The sequence below is a fragment of the Chloroflexota bacterium genome, assembly GCA_016197225.1.
Lineage (GTDB): Bacteria > Chloroflexota > Anaerolineae > Anaerolineales > VGOW01 > VGOW01.
In genome coordinates this window covers 36,938-52,915 of record JACPWC010000001.1, presented here as the reverse complement: position 1 = coordinate 52,915, position 15,978 = coordinate 36,938, and the positions used below count along the sequence as shown (strand labels likewise).

Here is a 15,978-nt window from a genome sequence, read left to right as displayed (position 1 = left end):
ACACAGATAGAGTCAATCTGCGAAAATCTGCGAAATCTGTGGATACATTAATTCGGCAGAGGGATTGTGGTCTCGTCAAAGTCCACGATACCCGGCACAAAGAATGTCACAAAATCCTTGTCGTGAAACGTCGAGGCGCGATACGCCAGTTTGCCCTGCGGATAAATTTGCCGCAAGAGGGCAATGCTCTCGGCATCGTGCCGGTTCAAAATATACAACTTCGGACGCGGGTCGTTCACCATGTCGCCCAACTTGGCGGCATCCAGAATGGCGTTGTCCCACCCGAACTGCCCGGCATAAATGCCTACCGACCGCGTGTCCACCCAATATGGATAAGCGCGAATGAAGACGGTGTCGTAAGAGCCAACCGACTCGGCCCACGATTTTACCAGCGCCCCCAACTCGGAGGCGTTCTGCACCGAGTCCCGATATTGCTGCGCATAGTTGACGAAGAGGATGTCCCAATTGTTCTGCGCCGAGAGAAAGACCAGCGCGCCGACCAGCCCCAGGCCGACTAAACGGCCTCGCCACCCGGTGATAAGCGATTGACTGTGTTCTACCAACAGACGCAGGGGAAGCGCCACTATTAAAAATACGACCGGGATCGCCACCCCCGACCGGTGAAGCGACGGGTTCTCGATGGGAAAGGCCAGGGCCATCGTGGACGGCAACAACAGCACCGGAATCGAAATCAGCAGGAACAAGTCCAGCCAGTGGCGGCGGCGAACGTAACGATAGAGCAGGTAAAGGACGCCAAGGGCAAACAGGCCACCCATGACCCAGTCCAGCGCCGGCTGGCCTGCCGGGCTAACCAGCCAGGCCGAGTCTGCCGTCCACGAGAACATGCGGAGTGAATTCCACTCGTTCGATAGGAACCGGCTCAAGGTGGGCGGCGTTTCTGCGCCGGTGTCGCCGACGACGCGGGTGAGGGTACGCCGCCAGAAGTCCTGCGGCGCATCGGCGGCGTAACGAATCATAGGCACGAACGCGGCCACGATGATCAGCGCCGCCATGCCCAGCCAGGCGGCGAGCTTCGCGGCCTGCGCCCTGTTCCAGTGATGAAGCGCATACAGCCCAAAAGCCACTGCCGCCGCCAGCGGCACGACCCGGATCGGCGTGTAGCCATACAACCCGAGGCCAATCGCCAGCCCGGCCAGCAACATATCATTTCGGCTCTGGCGCTTGAGGGCGCGGATGATGAGCCACAAGGCCAGTGTGCCAAAGAACGGCGCGAACGGGAAGCGCAGGCCGTTGCGGCTGATGGCATTGGGCCACCAGCCGATCCCGGCGGCCAGCATCGTCAGGATTGCGATCCAATCGTCGTCCGCGATTTCGCGGGCGAGCAGGAAGATGAACGGCAGGGTGAGGAAGCCGACGAGGGAGGTGAGCAGTTTGAGGGTGAGGTGCGAGAGGCCGGTGGGCAAGACGTTGGCGGCAATGGCGGCCAGATAAAACTCCATCGGCTCGCGCCCGCCATTGCTGGCCTCAAAGATCGGGCGGACGCCGTTGCTCAAAATGTCGTTCACATCGCGAAGTTTCTCGACGTGATCGCTCGTCATCTCCACCGGCACGCTGTTCAGGTTGGCAAAGCGAAACCCGGCAGAGACGGCCAGCACAAGGAGGAACAAGAAGAGCTTGTTCGTAAGGCGAAGGTTGAACTCGCCGCGCCACAATCGTTCCCACAACAAGTGCCAGTTCAACTTAAGGCCCAGCGGCCCCTGCCAGAAGGCGGCGACCCAGGCGATCAGACTCATGGCCCAACTGAGCCGGCCAAAGATGTTGAAATCGTTGTTCTTGAGGAAGAAGTAGGTCAGGCCGCTCCACAACAAAGCCAGCGCGGCCACGCCCCAGCGGACGCGAGTCTCCACTTGCGGCGCGAGATCGAGAAGAGGCAACGTCTCGGCAGGCGCTGATCGCAAATCCAAAGATTCGCGCCAGACGACGACGGCAAAAATGACGAGGCCAATTGCCAGCAGGAGGACGCCCTGCCCCAGCGCTTCGCGGTTCTGCGAGAGGCTCCACTGCCCAGTCAGGGCAAAGGCGATCCCCAGCGGCAGGCCGAGCCAGCGGGCCAGATTAAGTTGCCGGGTGAGATCGATAGGCTGGCGCGCGGGACGCAGGACGGGCGCGGAGCGAAGCGACTCGAACGCTGGCAGTTCCACAGGCAAGCCGTCGGCGGCGGTGGGCCGCGGGGCCAGCCCGAGACGGGAGAGGAGGATGAGGTAAGCGTCCCAGAGAGTCATAAGGAATACTCAATTCACAATGCTCAATGCACAATTCGTAAATTTATGGCGCATTGTGAATTTTCTTCGTCACAAAAAATATATACGCGCCCTTCTCCTGCTTGCCTTCTTCAAAGAAGCGTCGCAGGAGTTTTTCGGTCAGCCACAGGTTGGCGCGGCTGGGCCAGAGTATCCAGCGGCCAGTGAGCGTTTTGGCAACGGCGGCGGGCAGGCCAAGATAATGCCCCCACTCCAGGGCGGCGTGCGCGCCGGGCGAAAAATAATACCAGTGGCGTTCAACGGCAAAGCCGGCCCGGGCTAGCCGTTCACGCCATACATCGGGCGAATCGCAGTGGTGATGTCTGGAGATACGATTAAAGAACCGTTCGTACATTTCTGCAAGTCCGCGAAGTCCTACCTGCCGCAGAAAGTGCGAGATGGATAGAAACTCCAGGAAGTAGTCACTCGGCGAACAAAAGATGAAGGTAGCGCCCGGCTTGAGCACCCGGTTGAGATCGGCCAGCACCGGGTCCAGCTCCGGGATGTGTTCCAGCACCGAATTGCTGACGGCGCTGGCGAAGTGCTGGGCCGGAAACGGCAGTCGGGTACCGTCGGCCTGAGCCAGAACTTTGTAAGCGTTGCGCGCCCGGGCCTCTTTGAGCGGCAACCACCAGGGATCGATTCCGGCGGCGAGGGGGCGGTCGAACGTTTCGGAAGCAAAGTGGCCGTCGCCACAGCCGAGGTCGAGCGCCGGTTCGGGCAGGGTCAGGCCATCGTAAAACTTCGCTTCGACCGCTCTCAGCAAGCCGCGAAAGGCGGGCATGGCTTTGAGTTGTCGCCAGAGCAGATCATCAGTCATATTGATTAAGGGCGGGTGAGTTTTCAGTTGCGGCGATGTTTCAGTTCTTCAAAGAGGGCTTCGTACCGGGCGGCCACGGCATCGGGCGAAAACACATCGGCAATCTCGGCCCGGGGCCGGAGGTACTTCTCGCGATGATCCAGCACGTCGAGGATGGCTTCGGCCAGGGCAACCGAGTCACAAATGGACGCGACCCGGCCCATGCCCGTCATCGTCGTCGGCTGGCGCACACCCGGCAAGTCGCTGGCGACGACCGGCGTGCCGCACATCATGGACTCGATCTGCACCAGGCCAAACGTTTCGGTGCTGTTGATGCTGGGCAAAGTTGTGACGTGACAAGCCTTGAAGAAGGCGGCCATCCCTTTGGCGTTGAGGGTGCCGACGTGAACGTAGTGGTCGCGATACTTTTCCAGCAATGGCTCCAGCTTTCGCAAGTAGGCCGACTCGCCAATTGCCTCACGCGGCCCGGCGTGAACGACGACAACATTTGGATACTTCGTCATGATGCCCGGCAAAGCCTCGAGCAAGTATTCGATGCCTTTCTCAGCCGCAAAACGCCCGGCGAGGCCAAGCACGGTTTTGCCGTGCAGGCCGTAACGTTCCACGAAACCATGAACCTCTTCCTCATCCGGTTCGGGAATTTCAACCGGCGGGGCGATGACACGCACTTTGTGGAGATACTTCGAGAGATAAGGTGAGTGTTTGGCAAAGTCGTCGGTGTAGGCCGAGATGGCGTCGCACAGTTTCGCGGCGGCATGGTTGCTGGCGTTCACCACCGTGCTCGCCACACGGTTGACAAACGACGGCGGCAGAAGCAAGTCGGAGTGATAAGTGAGGATGCTGGGCTTGTTGAGAAGTTTGGCGCGGGTGGCGATGCCGCTGGCGTCGAGTTGCGGCAGGTGCAGGCTGAGGGCGTCGTTCTGCCACATATACTTGGTCGCCAGAAAGGTCAGGGTGGGCATGAGCACGCCTTTGCTCACGCGGGCCAGCACTGGGGCGCGCACCACCCGCACGCCGTCCATCATCTCATTCAGCGGCAGGCTCGGCTCGTAATGTGAGGTGAGCACGGTGACGGCGTGACCGCGCCGGGCCAACGCCCGCGACAGGCGCTCGACGTAGATCGTCAGACCCGAGACGTGCGGGCGATAATAAGTCAGCGCGACCAGAATCTTCATTTATCGCCGGGTCGGGCCGAGGCCATCACGGTTTGGGCCGCCGAGGCCAGGTGAGAGAAGCTCTCGCCTTCGCGGTCGAGGCCGATGGTGCCGAAGATGCCGGTGAGGATGAAGCTTTGGAGATGAGCGGTGATGGCGTAAGCCAGGGCCACATTGGAGGGGACGCCAAAGACGGCCAACCCGGCCACTGCGCCCGCTTCATACAACCCCGCACCCGAAGGCGCGGATGGAATGCTCAGACCAAGCGCCAGGGCGCAAGTGACAAAGATGCCCACGTTCAATTGCGCGCCCGGCACGAAGGAGAGCAACATGAGATAAGACGCGCCGCCCCAGCCGAGCCAGGTGATGATAGACCAAAATATCCCCGCCAGGAGGCGTTTGCCCCCGGCGGCGCTGACACCCAGCAAAAATTCATCGCCTTGCTTGAGTAAAGTCTCGCTCAGCTTGGCCGGAAACGGTTTGAGAAAAAAACGGGCCACCGCCATCGCCTGAGTCCGCAACGCGGCGGCGATGAACATTCCGGCGACGCCGATAAACGCGATGGCGGCCAGGGCCGTGCCGCTCTGCACCAGAAAGCCGCCGGCGGGCACAAACGGAATCACTAATATCAACATCCCGAAGATTGTGAGCACGTCGAGCAGGCGCTCGATGATGACGGTGGAGAGACCCTGCATCACGGTGACATTGCTATTGCGGCTGACAAGGTAGGCGCGGCTGAGTTCGCCGAGCCGGAGCGGCAGGACATTGTTGAGCAGGTTGCCGGCATTGGAGATCCAGAACGAGCGCGAGGTGGAGATTTTGTTGTCGAGCAGAGCCTGCCAGCGCACGCTCTTGGCCCAGGTTCCAGCCATGTTCAGAATGATGGCTGGAATGAACCAGAGGTAGTTGGCCTTCACCAGTTCTTTGCCCACCTCGGCCAGGTCAACATTCCACAGAATGATGCCGATTGAGATCAGGCTGACGAGGAAGCCGAATAGAACTTTCCAGTTGATTTTCACAAGTTGCCGCCTTTAGAAAGAATACCGCGCAATTATACTCGACGGGCAAGTGTGAACGCCGGTTTGGCAGATAAAGAAAGAAAAATCCGCGTTCATCCGCGTCCCCTCTTTACGCTTCCAAAATATCCACCGGCTTCTCTTCCACTTTCTTCTGGTCTTTGCTGATCCGCACTTCTTCGTGATAAGAGCGTTCAGTGTTCACTTCCCACAGGTCGTGCCGCCCCAGGCCGAGCATGTTCTCGACGGCGTAAATCGAAGTGAGCATGGAGTGATCCTGGTTGTTGTACTTGTGCAGGCCGTTGCGGCCAACCGTTTGCAGGTTGGGGATTCCGGCCAGGTAGTTTTTGATCACCTCAAGATGCTCGGCGTACACGGCGTCGTAAACCGGGTAGGCCTTGAGCTGGCGCACGACCGTGCCGTCAATCACCGTTGCGCCCTTCGTCAGGCCGATCCTTTCCAGTTCGCGCTTGCCCAACTTCAACAATTCGTCGTCGGCCATTTGCCACAGTGCGTCGCCTTCGGCGCAGAAGTATTCGAGGCCGAGGCTGGAGGTGTTCGGGTCGGGAACCATGAACGGACTCCAGTTGCCAAAGTTCTGGATGCGGCCCACTTGCACTTCCGGGCTGTGGATGTAAATCCAGTTGTCGGGAAAAAGATTCGGCTTGTCGAGAATCAGGACAACGGTGAGAAAGTCGCGGTACGAGAGATGCTTGATCGAAGTCCGGATTTCAGGCGGCGGCGGGGGATCAAGTTTGGCGATGAGTTCGGTAAGTGGCGCAGAGGAGATCACGTCGGTGGCGGGGAAGAAACAGGCTTCCCCGTTCACGACGGCTTCCACTCCGATCACGTTGTCGCCGTCGCGTTTTATTTTGACTGCGTCGGCGTTCATCAACACTTTGCCGCCGCGCCGGGCCACCAGTTCCGCCACCCGTTCCCACATCATGCCCGGCCCGTTGCGGGGATAGTGAAATTCTTCGATGAGGGTTTTGATCTGCTCGCCGCGCGGTTTGAAGAACGCATTGCGAATGGCCGTGAACAACGATAGCCCTTTAATGCGTTGGGCGGCAAAATCGGCGCGGATTTCGCTGGTGGAGATGCCCCACACTTTTTCGGTGTAGGTCTTGAAGAAAATTTCAAAGAGGCGCTTGCCGAAGCGGTTGGTGACCCATTGTTCGAAAGTGTCTTCTTGTTTGTAGGGGAAAAGGCGAAAGCGGATGTACGAGAGCATGATCAGGGCGCTTCGCCAGAGGCCCATGTTGAAAAGGGCGTTGAAGGCGCGCAGAGGGTAATCGAAAAATTTGCCGTCGTAGTAAATGCGCGAGGTGCGCGGGCGCAGAAGGAACTCGTCGCCCATCCACTCCTGCCAGAGCTTGTTCACTTCGTCTACTTTGGTGAAGAAGCGGTGGCCGCCGATGTCGAAGTAGTAGCCTTTGTATTGCTCGGTGCGGGCGATGCCGCCGACGAGGTGATACTTTTCCAAGACCGTCACCTGCACGTCGCGCCGGATCAACTCCCAGGCCGCCGTCAGCCCGGCCGGCCCGGCGCCGATGATGACGACGTGGCGGGCGTGGTTAGTGCTTGCTTCGCGCTCTGAAGGCAACTCCTTCACTCCTCGCTCGACCTCTGCAAATTTGATCTACGGCGGTTGGAAACCGCACCAACAGACCGCACGAAGCCTGCCTTCGCAGGCTATTTCCGCAAGATTTTAGTCCGCGAAGGCGGACTTCGCGCTCTTCGTTGCCGCGATTTCAATCGCACATTTTGTAAAACTTCACTCCTCGCCCAGCCTCAGCACCGCCATAAACGCCTCTTGCGGAATCTCCACCTGCCCCACCCTCTTCATCCGCCGCTTGCCGCGCTTTTGCTTTTCGAGCAGTTTCTTCTTGCGGCTGATGTCGCCGCCGTAGCACTTGGCCAGCACGTTCTTGCGAATGGCCTTGACGTTGGCTCGGCTGATGATCCGCCCGCCGGCCGCGGCCTGAATCGGAATCGCAAACTGCTGGCTCTGGATCAAGTCCTTGAGTTTGCTCACCAGCATCTGGCCCTTGTGATAAGCCATGTCGCGGTGGACGATCATCGCCAGCGCGTCCACCGGCTCTTCGTTGACCAGCAGTTGCAGTTTTACCAGATCGTCGGCGCGGTAGCTATCGAACTGATAGTCGAGCGAAGCATAGCCGCGCGTGCGCGACTTGAGTTGGTCGTAGAAGTCCACGATCAATTCGCCGAGCGGAATATCGTAGGTCAGTTGAACACGTTGCGGCGCAGGATGTTCCTGGCTGATAAAAATGCCGCGCCGCTTCGTCACCAAATCCATGATCGTGCCGTAGTATTCGTCGGGCGTGAAAATTTGAATCCGCATCCAGGGTTCGCGGATTTCGGTGATCGTGCCTTCGTCGGGCAAATCGGCGGGGGAGTCCACCCGGAGCGTCTCGCCAGTGACGGTGACCACTTCGTATTCCACCGAGGGCGCAGTGGCGATGATGTCTAAATCGTATTCGCGCTCCAGCCGCTCCTGAATAATCTCCATGTGAAAGAGGCCGAGGAAGCCGCAGCGGAAGCCGAAGTTGAGGGCGGTCGAAGTCTCAGGTTGATACTCAAGCGAGGCATCGTTGAGTTGCAATTTCTCCAGCGCGTCCTTGAGCAGGGCGTAGTCTTCGCCCTCAACCGGATACACCCCGGCGAACACCATCGGCTTGACTCGTTGATAACCGGGCAGGGCTTCGGAGGCCGGGTTGGCCGCCAGTGTGATCGTGTCGCCGACTCGGCACTCGCGCACCGTCTTGAGGCCGGTCGCCACGTAGCCCACTTCGCCGGGAGTCAAGCGCCCGGTCACTACCATCTTCGGCGAGAACGTGCCAATCTCCACCGGCTTCACTTTGACCCCGGTCGCCATCAACAGCAAGTCGTCGCTCATGCTAATGATGCCTTCGAGAAGGCGAACGTAAGCGATCACGCCTTTGTAAGTGTCGTAATGCGAATCGAAGATCAGAGCGCGGGCCGGCGAAGCGTCGTCGCCTTTGGGCGGCGGCACTTGCTTCACCACCGCTTCCAGCACGTCGCGCACGTTGAGGCCCTCTTTGGCCGAAATCTTGATGATCTGCTCTTCGGGCGTGCCGAGCAGGTTGCTCACTTCCTTCGCCACTTCGTCGGGCTGAGCCGCGGGCAGGTCAATCTTGTTGATGACGGGGATGACTTCGAGTCCCGCGCCGAGGGCAAGATAGAGGTTAGCCAGCGTTTGGGCTTCGATCCCTTGTGAAGCATCCACAACCAGAATCGCACCCTCGCAGGCGTTGAGGGCGCGGCTGACTTCGTAGGTGAAGTCCACGTGGCCGGGCGTGTCAATCAGGTTGAGTTCGTAGGTCGAGCCGTCGAGGGCGGTGTAGCTCATGCGAACGGCGGAGGCCTTGATCGTCACGCCCTTCTCGCGTTCAAGGTCCATTGAATCCAGAATCTGCTCGGTCGTGTCGCGGTCAGGTACAGTGCCGGTGAGGTGCAACAACCGGTCGGCCAGCGTGGACTTGCCGTGGTCAATGTGAGCGATGATGCAGAAGTTGCGGATGTGGGCGGTGTCCATAAGTCTCGCGTAACGTGATAAACGGGAGACTGCGTCTCCCGTTGAGGGGAAGTATACCTGAGATTGGGCGGAGGAGAAAGGTGGTTAGTGAGACAAGGTGGGCAAGCGAAATTAGAACGGATGAGGCTATCTTCTGACGGCTAAAGAGGAGTAATATGGTCTTGGAGTGCGGGTTATAGTTCTTCCCCCAATTGTTCTGTAAGGCTTCTGCCGCTCCCTGTGTTGGCCTTTAGTTTGGGAGCAATAACGTGAGCTTCGGCCAGGTAGTTGGCCCAACCAAACCGTCTTATCGGCGTCGAAAGAATCGCCGAGAGACGGTTTTTTGTTTACTGCCGCTCTTTGCTCGCCAACTGATGACCATTTTTCCAAAAGTGACAGCTTTTGACACCTTTTGCTAAAGGCCGCAAACGCGCACCCGATTGCCGAACGAAAGACGTAAACAAGGATGGGCTCTTAGATAAAGTCGGGTTGTTGCGCGAGGCACCGGTCAACCAAGGGTCTTTTTTATGCACTATAATCACCGTGCAGGAGACTCCCAACATGACCCCTTCAACACCTTCACAAACCAACCTCTGGCCCAAAACCCGGCCTCTGTTGATCGGCGGCGTGGCTCTGGCGCTGTTAGTCGCCATCGGCTACTGGGGCGGTGCGGTCAAAACCGGCCCACTGTTCATCGCCGGCCTGGTCGTTCTCTCGGCCATGATCCTTGCGTTCGGCCTGCTCACCTGGTGGCTGTATCTCAGCCCCATGCCATCGCCCGCGCGCGCCCAAAGCGCAACGGCCTCACCTGCCCTGCGTCAACTCGTCAGCGTGCTGGTCATCATCAGCAGCATGCTGTTCGTCGTCGGCGCGTTTTGGGATGAAGTGTGGCACCGCACGTTTGGCTCCGGCATCGTTCTCGACGATTTCTTCTGGCGGCCCCATCAACTCATCTACGGAAGCATGGGGCTGACGGCGCTCTTCGCCGTTGGCGGCCTGTTCAACGCCTTGCGCGGGCGGGGCAGTATCCGCCAACGCTTCCGCGCCGAGCCGATGATCGGCCTGCTGGCCCTGGCCGCCTTCTACCTCAGCGCCTCCGGCCCGTCCGATCTGATCTGGCACCAGATTTACGGCCTCGACATCACTGCCTGGAGTCTGCCGCATCTCTTCCTCACCACCGGCTCCATATTCGTCACCCTCACCGCCATCGCCCTCCAGCTTTCACTCTTGCCGCGCCACGCCTGGCGCGGACTCCCGGGCCTTCAACTACAAGAGGCGCTGGCCGTCCTGGTCATGGCTCTGGCCCTGCTGTTCTGCATTCAATTTTCCACCACCGAGTGGGACGGCCTGCACGCTATCGGCGACGCCAGCCGCGTCTCGTTCTGGTCGCGGCCCGAATGGCTCTACCCGGTCGTCGTCGTTTCGGTCTCCATCTTTTTCGGTGCCTTCGCCGTCCGCGCCCTGCGCCGGGCCGGGGTTGCCACGCTCGTCATGCTGGTCATGCTCGTCATGCGCCTCTTGCTTCTCACCGCGCTCGGCGTCTGGAATTCTGAGATTGGCATGGGCCTCAACGCGCATCTGCTCATGTTCCCGGCGGCGCTGGCGATGGACGCCTGGCACTGGGCGCGACTGAAAAGCGCCGACTCAAACGCGACTCTGATCGGCGGCAACCTCGTCGGGGCAACCGCCTCGCTCGTGGTCAGCCTGATCGCCATCCCAGCCCTGATGATTTATCCGCGCATCAACGCCGGCGTCGCGCCGCTCATGATCCTAATGGGTTTAGTTGCGGCGCTGTGGTTCGGCTGGGTCGGCGCGTCGCTCGGCGGGTGGCTGGGCGGGCTGGGCCGCCCGGCTGAGGCGGCTGAACCGTTGAGTCCGCGTGTTGTCTGGGCCGGCGTGGGGGTGCTGGCCGCTTCCATCGCCTTCGCTGCGTTTTTTATTTTGACGGCTACGGCGCCGACGGTTTAAACGAAGACCTGTCAGGTCTCAGCAAGTTGTCTGCAATTTTCAGACTCTGCACGAGACCTGACAGGTCTTGACCTTATTCTCGATAAAGTCTATTACAAAACAAAACCCGGAAGGCCGCTTCGCGCAACCTTCCGGGTTTCTATTGTTGAGCGACGCGAAGCGGGCAAATCGCTCTACTCGCTCGGGATGATCAGCCACAACAACAGGTAGAGGCTGAAGCCCGGCACGCCGCCGGGGATGAAGGCGATGAGAAACGCCAGCCGGAACCAGAACGAACTGACGCCGAAGAACTCGCCCAGGCCGCCGCACACGCCCAGGAAAACCCGGTCGCGGCGCGAGCGTCGCAATGAATGTTTGGTTGCGTTCATTTTGTTTTCCTCCTGTTCACGAAATTAGACAGCGAGACGGCGGCAAAGTTTCAGACCGCCGCTACTGCGACGAAAGGCAAATTGCCATTTGCCATTCGTCATTCCTCATTCGCCAATTCCACCACCGGCTCCCCCTCCCGCCCCACTGCGCCAATCACCACGCCGTCAACGCCGCTCGCCTTCAGCAACAGCCCGGCAATCGCTCGCGCCGTTTGCAGTTGCTCATCGCTCTCAACTTTATTGATGAGCAGGATGAAGCGCGCCCCGGCAGGCACATTCTTTCGCCCGCCGAGCGGACTCGACAACACCGCCGCAACCATCTCCGGTGTCACCGTCTCGCCAGAGTAGATGTCGGCTACTAACTCCGGGCGGTGAACGTGCCTCTCATTCAGCGGCTTGCCAATCACCTCAACACCAATCACTGCCACTACCAGCGTCACACAATCAGGAATCACCGGCTCGTGCTCGGCGGGCGCTTTGAAAGGCCTCATACGCGAGCCGTCGGCCTCAATCAGAATTGGGATTTGGGGATTTGGGATTTGGGAGTTTATATTTTGGATTGTTTCCGGCGAAACACCAAACGCTTTGCCTTCAACCGGATCAACTTCGCCGGTGAGCAGAACGTGAGGTGAGGTTTGCAGGGCGAATTGCAAGCCGGCCAGCGATTGGACGTGAACGGGCGCGAGGCGGGTCTGGGCGGCGAAGATGCGGGTGGTGGTGGTGGTAACGACCCGCTGGCCCGACTCCATGATTTCCGCCGCCAGCCGGAACATGGCTGTGGTCTTGCCCCCGCCGCCTACAAAGGCGACGACGTCACCCGGAGCCACTTTAAGCGCCTGGAGAAGTTTCATGCGCGCCCACTCCAAAGAGCGGCTCTCCCGACTACAGAGTCAGGCAAAGAAGGATTCGGGCGGCTTTCATTTGAGCAAAGGCTCCAATGAGGCAAACCAGAGTTGAGCGATTTGGTCGTAACCGGCTGGGTTGGGATGATTGCCGTCGTCGTAAAGCGTGGCCGGGTCGGTGAAGATGGTGGTGTTGTAAAAGTCAACCGTGACTGCGCCGTGCTTGACTGCCGTGTTACCGATCACAGTGTTGTAGCGAACCACAATCTGCGACATACGCGCCAGCTCGTCGGGCGTTGTGCCGGGGAAGGCTTCACCTTTGAGCGCAACCGGGCGCTTCGATTGATCGTCCAGCAGAGCGATAAACACCGCCGCCCCGGCATCGCGCAGGCGGCTGACGATAGTCTCGATGTTGTTGGCGAAGCGTTCCACGTCTTGCGCGTCGGCCTCGTCCGAGCCTTCGCCGTATTCGTAGAGATACCACATATCGTTACTGCCGATCCACACAAACGCGGCCACCGGCCCGCTCGCCGAAGCCGCCTGCTCAACCGCGCGATCCAGCTGGCTGGCGAGGCCTTGGTCGCCGTTAATCAACGCCTCGGAGCTCCACCCAGACTGCCCCAGGTTGACGACGGTTGAACCGGGGCGAACGGCGTTCACCATATCGAGCAACCGGCCCGGGTAGCCGCGCCCGGTCTCGTCGCCGTCGCCCTGAGTCAAACTGTCGCCGAGCATGATCAGGGTGATCGGGCCGGGCGGGAGCGACTCGACCGAGGCGGCAGGCGGCGTGGTGGCAGACGCTTCCACGACCGGAGACGGCTCAACCGGGGCCGCCGTCTCTGTTGGGGCAACCGATTCCTGAGTAGCGGCCACCGTCGCCGCCGGGGCGGCAGTCGTGCTCTCGCCTGCGCCGCACGCCGAAACAACCATCATTGCTACAATCAACGCCATCAGCAGTTTGTCTCTCATCGCCATCCTCCGAAGCCGGATTATATGCTAAAAAACCCGGCGCGCCGCTTGACGGATGATTTAGCCCGCGTTACAATGCCGTTCCGCTGACGGGGCCATTTGCCCCGTCGCATTGTGTCACCTGATGTTCAAAAACCTTAGCGACAAGCTACAAAACGTTTTCAAGGAAATCACCCGGCGCGGCAAACTAAGCGAGGCCGACGTGGATGCCGCCTTGCGCGAAGTGCGCCTGGCCCTGCTCGAAGCCGACGTTAACTTTACCGTCGTCAAAGAATTTTTGGCGCGGGTGCGCGAGCGCTCGATTGGCGCCGAAGTGTCGCGGGCCTTAAACCCCGGCCAGCAGGTGATCAAGATCGTTCACGAAGAATTGATCGCTACGCTGGGCGAGCCGGGTAAGCTGAACCTGAGCGGCCAGCCGCCGCGGGTGATCATGCTGGTGGGTTTGCAGGGCGCAGGCAAGACGACGATGGCCGCCAAGCTGGCCCGCTGGCTGCGGACTCAAGGCCAAAAGCCCTTGCTCGTCGCCGCTGATCCGTACCGCCCGGCGGCGGCAGAACAATTGAAGACTCTCGGCACACAGATTGACGTGCCGGTGTTCAGCGGGCCGGACATGCCCGCTGACCTGTGCGCCAAAGCCGTCAAGCACGCCGGCGATATCGGCTATACGGTTGTCATCCTCGACACTGCCGGACGTTTGCAGATTGACACGATGATGATGTCCGAAGTGCTGGCTGTCAAAGAGCGAACGACGCCCGGCGAAGTTCTGCTGGTGGCCGACTCAATGACCGGCCAGGAAGCGGTTCGCATCGCCGACGGCTTCAACAAGAAGCTTGGTCTCACTGGCCTGATCCTGACGAAAGTGGACGGTGACGCGCGCGGCGGCGCGGCCATTTCCATGCGCTCGGTGACAGGCGTGCCGATCAAGTTCCTGGGCACAAGCGAGAAGATAGACGGCATCGAAGTCTTCGCGCCGGATCGGCTGAGCGGGCGCATCCTGGGCATGGGCGACATGCTGGGCCTGATCGAAAAAGCCCAGACGGTCTTCGATGCCCAGGAGGCGTTGAAGGCGCAAGAGAAACTAACTTCCGGCGAGTTTACGCTGGAAGATTTCCGCGACCAGATGAAGCAGATCAAGAAGATGGGGCCGCTGGGGCAAGTGCTGGAGATGGTTCCCGGCATGAACAAGATGGCGGGCCAAATTGATCAGCAAGACCTGGATCGCAGTCTCAACCGCACCGAGGCCATCATCAACTCGATGACGCCTCACGAGCGTTATAACCCGCAAGTGCTCAACGCCAGCCGCAAGCGGCGCGTGGCCGCCGGGTCGGGCACATCGGTGCAGGAGATCAACCAGCTGGTCAAGCAGTTCCGCGACATGCAGAAAATGATGAAACAACTTGGCCGGAACAAAGGCCGGGGCCTGCAAGACTTATTTAGAAATTTCCGTTAGCTCATGTCGCCCTTGCCGGCAACCTCCCGCGGCTCCCTTCAGCCGACTCTCCGGGAGAGTGCCCGCAAACGGCGACGACTGGGCAACCGTCAACGATTTAGAACAAGAGGAGTTCGACAACATGCTTCGTATCCGATTGCGCCGTGAAGGCGCGAAAGCCCAGCCCGTTTACCGGCTGGTGGTGGCCGAGCAGGAGCACCCCCGCGATGGCCGATTTCTGGAAGTGGTGGGCGAGTACAATCCGCGCACCAACCCGGCCTACATCAAAGTGAATGAGGCCCGCGCCCTGCACCACCTCAAGAATGGCGCCCAACCTTCCGAACCGGTGGCCCGCATATTCAAAAACAGCGGCACGTTGGATCGGCTGGCCCGGCTTCGCAAAGGCGAAGCGCTGGAGATGCTGGTGGCTGAGGCCGAGGCCGCCGCGGCGGCCCGGACTGTGAATATGAAGACCCGCCGCGACGAGAACACCGGCCAGGCTTCGAAGGGCAAGTCCAAGAAGGCTAAAGCCAAGGAAGCGGCGGCAACAGCCAGTTAGTTTTTAAGGCGGCAGGCAGTGAGCAGAAGGCAGGCAAGCGTCAACTGCCTACTGCCCACTGCCTGCTGTTCACTGTCTTATGAAAGACCTCGTCATCTACATTGCTCGCTCGCTAGCCGATCACCCCGATCAGGTCAAAGTGAAAGAATTTGACGAAGGCGGGCAGGTCATCATTCAACTGCACGTGGCCGAAGAGGACATGGGCCGCATTATCGGCAAAGGCGGCAAAGTAGCCAATGCCATCCGGACGCTGGTGCGCACTGCCGCCGCCCGCGACCGGCAACGTGTTCAGCTTGAAATCGAGTGACCTCGACGGATCATCGCCCAACCCGGCGACGAAATAAAAGCAAAGCCTCGACTGCTCAACCGCGCTTTCTGGCCGTTGGCAAGGTGCTTCGCCCGCACGGCGTTCGCGGCGAGCTTCTGCTTGAAGTTCACACCGACTCGCCGACCCACCTGGCCGAGGTGGAAACGGTGTATGTCGGCGAAACTCACACTCCTCTGCGCCTGGAAAAGAGTCGGCTTCACCGGAGTCAACTGTTGATCAAGGTCGGCGGCTACGATGATCGCGCTACCGCCGAATCGCTCCGGGGCGAGATCATCTTTGTCGCCATTACCGACGCCGCCCCGCTCAAACCGGGCGAGTATTATCACCATCAGATCATTGGCCTGAAAGTTGTCACCGATGAGGGCGAGGCGCTGGGGATGGTCACCGAAATTTTGGAGACCGGGGCCAACGATGTGTATGTCGTGAACGGGCCGGACGGCGAGCTTTTGCTTCCTGCCATCAAGTCGGTCATTCTCAAGATTGAATCCGGGCAAATAATGGTTCACTTGATGGAAGGCTTGCGGTAGTTCTTATCAAACCTTAATAGAAATCGTCTATTGACATTCGGGCGTTTGCGATTAAAATTCAGTCAACCTTATTCCCCAGCACATAGAGCGCTTCGAGAAAAATAAACTCGATGCGCTCGTTTTGCTTTGTCTCAGGTATAGCACGAATGTTCGATAAATAGCGTTTAGATCATTTTTCCTG

14 protein-coding genes are annotated in these 15,978 nt (G+C 59.6%); 5 read left to right on the top strand and 9 right to left on the bottom strand.

Translation table 11 applies throughout. The annotated features are described in order from the left end of the window. Window positions 1-47 precede the first annotated feature (47 nt). The 6 genes from HYZ49_00215 to lepA all read right to left on the bottom strand — a co-directional run bounded on the left by HYZ49_00215 (window position 48) and on the right by lepA (window position 8,828). Window positions 48-2,243, bottom strand: a complete 2,196-nt coding sequence (locus HYZ49_00215; GenBank protein MBI3240706.1) for a glycosyltransferase family 39 protein — start codon at window positions 2,241-2,243, stop codon at window positions 48-50. Window positions 2,244-2,286: 43 nt separating this feature from the next. After that, window positions 2,287-3,081, bottom strand: a complete 795-nt coding sequence (locus tag HYZ49_00210; GenBank protein MBI3240705.1) for a class I SAM-dependent methyltransferase — start codon at window positions 3,079-3,081, stop codon at window positions 2,287-2,289. Window positions 3,082-3,104: 23 nt separating this feature from the next. Then, window positions 3,105-4,256: a glycosyltransferase family 4 protein gene (locus HYZ49_00205; GenBank protein ID MBI3240704.1), complete on the bottom strand. Its 1,152-nt coding sequence runs from the start codon at window positions 4,254-4,256 to the stop codon at window positions 3,105-3,107. After that, window positions 4,253-5,254 carry a flippase-like domain-containing protein gene (locus HYZ49_00200; protein MBI3240703.1) on the bottom strand — a complete coding sequence of 334 codons (1,002 nt, stop codon included), beginning with the start codon at window positions 5,252-5,254 and terminating at the stop codon, window positions 4,253-4,255. Before HYZ49_00200 ends, HYZ49_00205 begins: the two co-directional genes overlap by 4 nt. A gap of 109 nt (window positions 5,255-5,363) precedes the next feature. After that, on the bottom strand, window positions 5,364-6,854 hold the full coding sequence (locus HYZ49_00195; protein MBI3240702.1) for an NAD(P)/FAD-dependent oxidoreductase: 1,491 nt from the start codon (window positions 6,852-6,854) through the stop codon (window positions 5,364-5,366). 171 nt (window positions 6,855-7,025) lie between these two features. Continuing rightward, window positions 7,026-8,828 (bottom strand): elongation factor 4, encoded by a 1,803-nt coding sequence (gene lepA, locus HYZ49_00190; GenBank protein ID MBI3240701.1) that lies wholly within the window; start codon window positions 8,826-8,828, stop codon window positions 7,026-7,028. Between the two features lie 540 nt (window positions 8,829-9,368). On the opposite strand from lepA, the gene HYZ49_00185 reads away from it, so the two are divergent. After that, complete coding sequence (locus HYZ49_00185) at window positions 9,369-10,775, top strand: hypothetical protein (GenBank protein ID MBI3240700.1); 1,407 nt, start codon at window positions 9,369-9,371, stop codon at window positions 10,773-10,775. Window positions 10,776-10,948: 173 nt separating this feature from the next. Here HYZ49_00185 and HYZ49_00180 read toward each other — a convergent pair whose 3' ends face one another. From HYZ49_00180 to HYZ49_00170, 3 genes are all read right to left on the bottom strand, one after another. Then, window positions 10,949-11,143: a PspC domain-containing protein gene (locus HYZ49_00180; GenBank protein MBI3240699.1), complete on the bottom strand. Its 195-nt coding sequence runs from the start codon at window positions 11,141-11,143 to the stop codon at window positions 10,949-10,951. Between the two features lie 98 nt (window positions 11,144-11,241). After that, window positions 11,242-11,994 carry a putative selenium-dependent hydroxylase accessory protein YqeC gene (yqeC, locus tag HYZ49_00175; GenBank protein MBI3240698.1) on the bottom strand — a complete coding sequence of 251 codons (753 nt, stop codon included), beginning with the start codon at window positions 11,992-11,994 and terminating at the stop codon, window positions 11,242-11,244. Window positions 11,995-12,060: 66 nt separating this feature from the next. Continuing rightward, on the bottom strand, window positions 12,061-12,954 hold the full coding sequence (locus HYZ49_00170; GenBank protein ID MBI3240697.1) for a hypothetical protein: 894 nt from the start codon (window positions 12,952-12,954) through the stop codon (window positions 12,061-12,063). Between the two features lie 124 nt (window positions 12,955-13,078). On the opposite strand from HYZ49_00170, the gene ffh reads away from it, so the two are divergent. The 4 genes from ffh to rimM all read left to right on the top strand — a co-directional run bounded on the left by ffh (window position 13,079) and on the right by rimM (window position 15,797). Further along, the gene (ffh, locus tag HYZ49_00165; GenBank protein MBI3240696.1) at window positions 13,079-14,404 is read left to right on the top strand and encodes a signal recognition particle protein; all 1,326 of its coding nucleotides are present in this window, start codon (window positions 13,079-13,081) and stop codon (window positions 14,402-14,404) included. Between the two features lie 121 nt (window positions 14,405-14,525). Next, a complete protein-coding gene (gene rpsP / locus HYZ49_00160) occupies window positions 14,526-14,942 on the top strand; it encodes a 30S ribosomal protein S16 (GenBank protein MBI3240695.1) in 417 nt (138 codons plus the stop codon). 79 nt (window positions 14,943-15,021) lie between these two features. Further along, window positions 15,022-15,249, top strand: coding sequence for a KH domain-containing protein (locus tag HYZ49_00155; GenBank protein ID MBI3240694.1), 228 nt, complete (start codon window positions 15,022-15,024; stop codon window positions 15,247-15,249). Beyond that, window positions 15,246-15,797 (top strand): 16S rRNA processing protein RimM, encoded by a 552-nt coding sequence (rimM, locus tag HYZ49_00150; GenBank protein MBI3240693.1) that lies wholly within the window; start codon window positions 15,246-15,248, stop codon window positions 15,795-15,797. The genes HYZ49_00155 and rimM overlap by 4 nt, the downstream gene beginning before the upstream one ends. Window positions 15,798-15,978: the final 181 nt, after the last annotated feature.

Excerpts from the sequence above, each read along its gene's own strand:
- HYZ49_00215 (MBI3240706.1), bottom strand. The coding sequence starts at position 2,243 with ATGACTCTCTGGGACGCTTACCTCATCCTCCTCTCCCGTCTCGGGCTG.
- HYZ49_00180 (MBI3240699.1), bottom strand. The coding sequence starts at position 11,143 with ATGAACGCAACCAAACATTCATTGCGACGCTCGCGCCGCGACCGGGTT.
- HYZ49_00155 (MBI3240694.1), top strand. The coding sequence starts at position 15,022 with ATGAAAGACCTCGTCATCTACATTGCTCGCTCGCTAGCCGATCACCCC.
- yqeC (MBI3240698.1), bottom strand. The coding sequence starts at position 11,994 with ATGAAACTTCTCCAGGCGCTTAAAGTGGCTCCGGGTGACGTCGTCGCC.
- lepA (MBI3240701.1), bottom strand. The coding sequence starts at position 8,828 with ATGGACACCGCCCACATCCGCAACTTCTGCATCATCGCTCACATTGAC.
- rpsP (MBI3240695.1), top strand. The coding sequence starts at position 14,526 with ATGCTTCGTATCCGATTGCGCCGTGAAGGCGCGAAAGCCCAGCCCGTT.
- ffh (MBI3240696.1), top strand. The coding sequence starts at position 13,079 with ATGTTCAAAAACCTTAGCGACAAGCTACAAAACGTTTTCAAGGAAATC.
- HYZ49_00185 (MBI3240700.1), top strand. The coding sequence starts at position 9,369 with ATGACCCCTTCAACACCTTCACAAACCAACCTCTGGCCCAAAACCCGG.
- HYZ49_00170 (MBI3240697.1), bottom strand. The coding sequence starts at position 12,954 with ATGAGAGACAAACTGCTGATGGCGTTGATTGTAGCAATGATGGTTGTT.
- HYZ49_00210 (MBI3240705.1), bottom strand. The coding sequence starts at position 3,081 with ATGACTGATGATCTGCTCTGGCGACAACTCAAAGCCATGCCCGCCTTT.
- HYZ49_00205 (MBI3240704.1), bottom strand. The coding sequence starts at position 4,256 with ATGAAGATTCTGGTCGCGCTGACTTATTATCGCCCGCACGTCTCGGGT.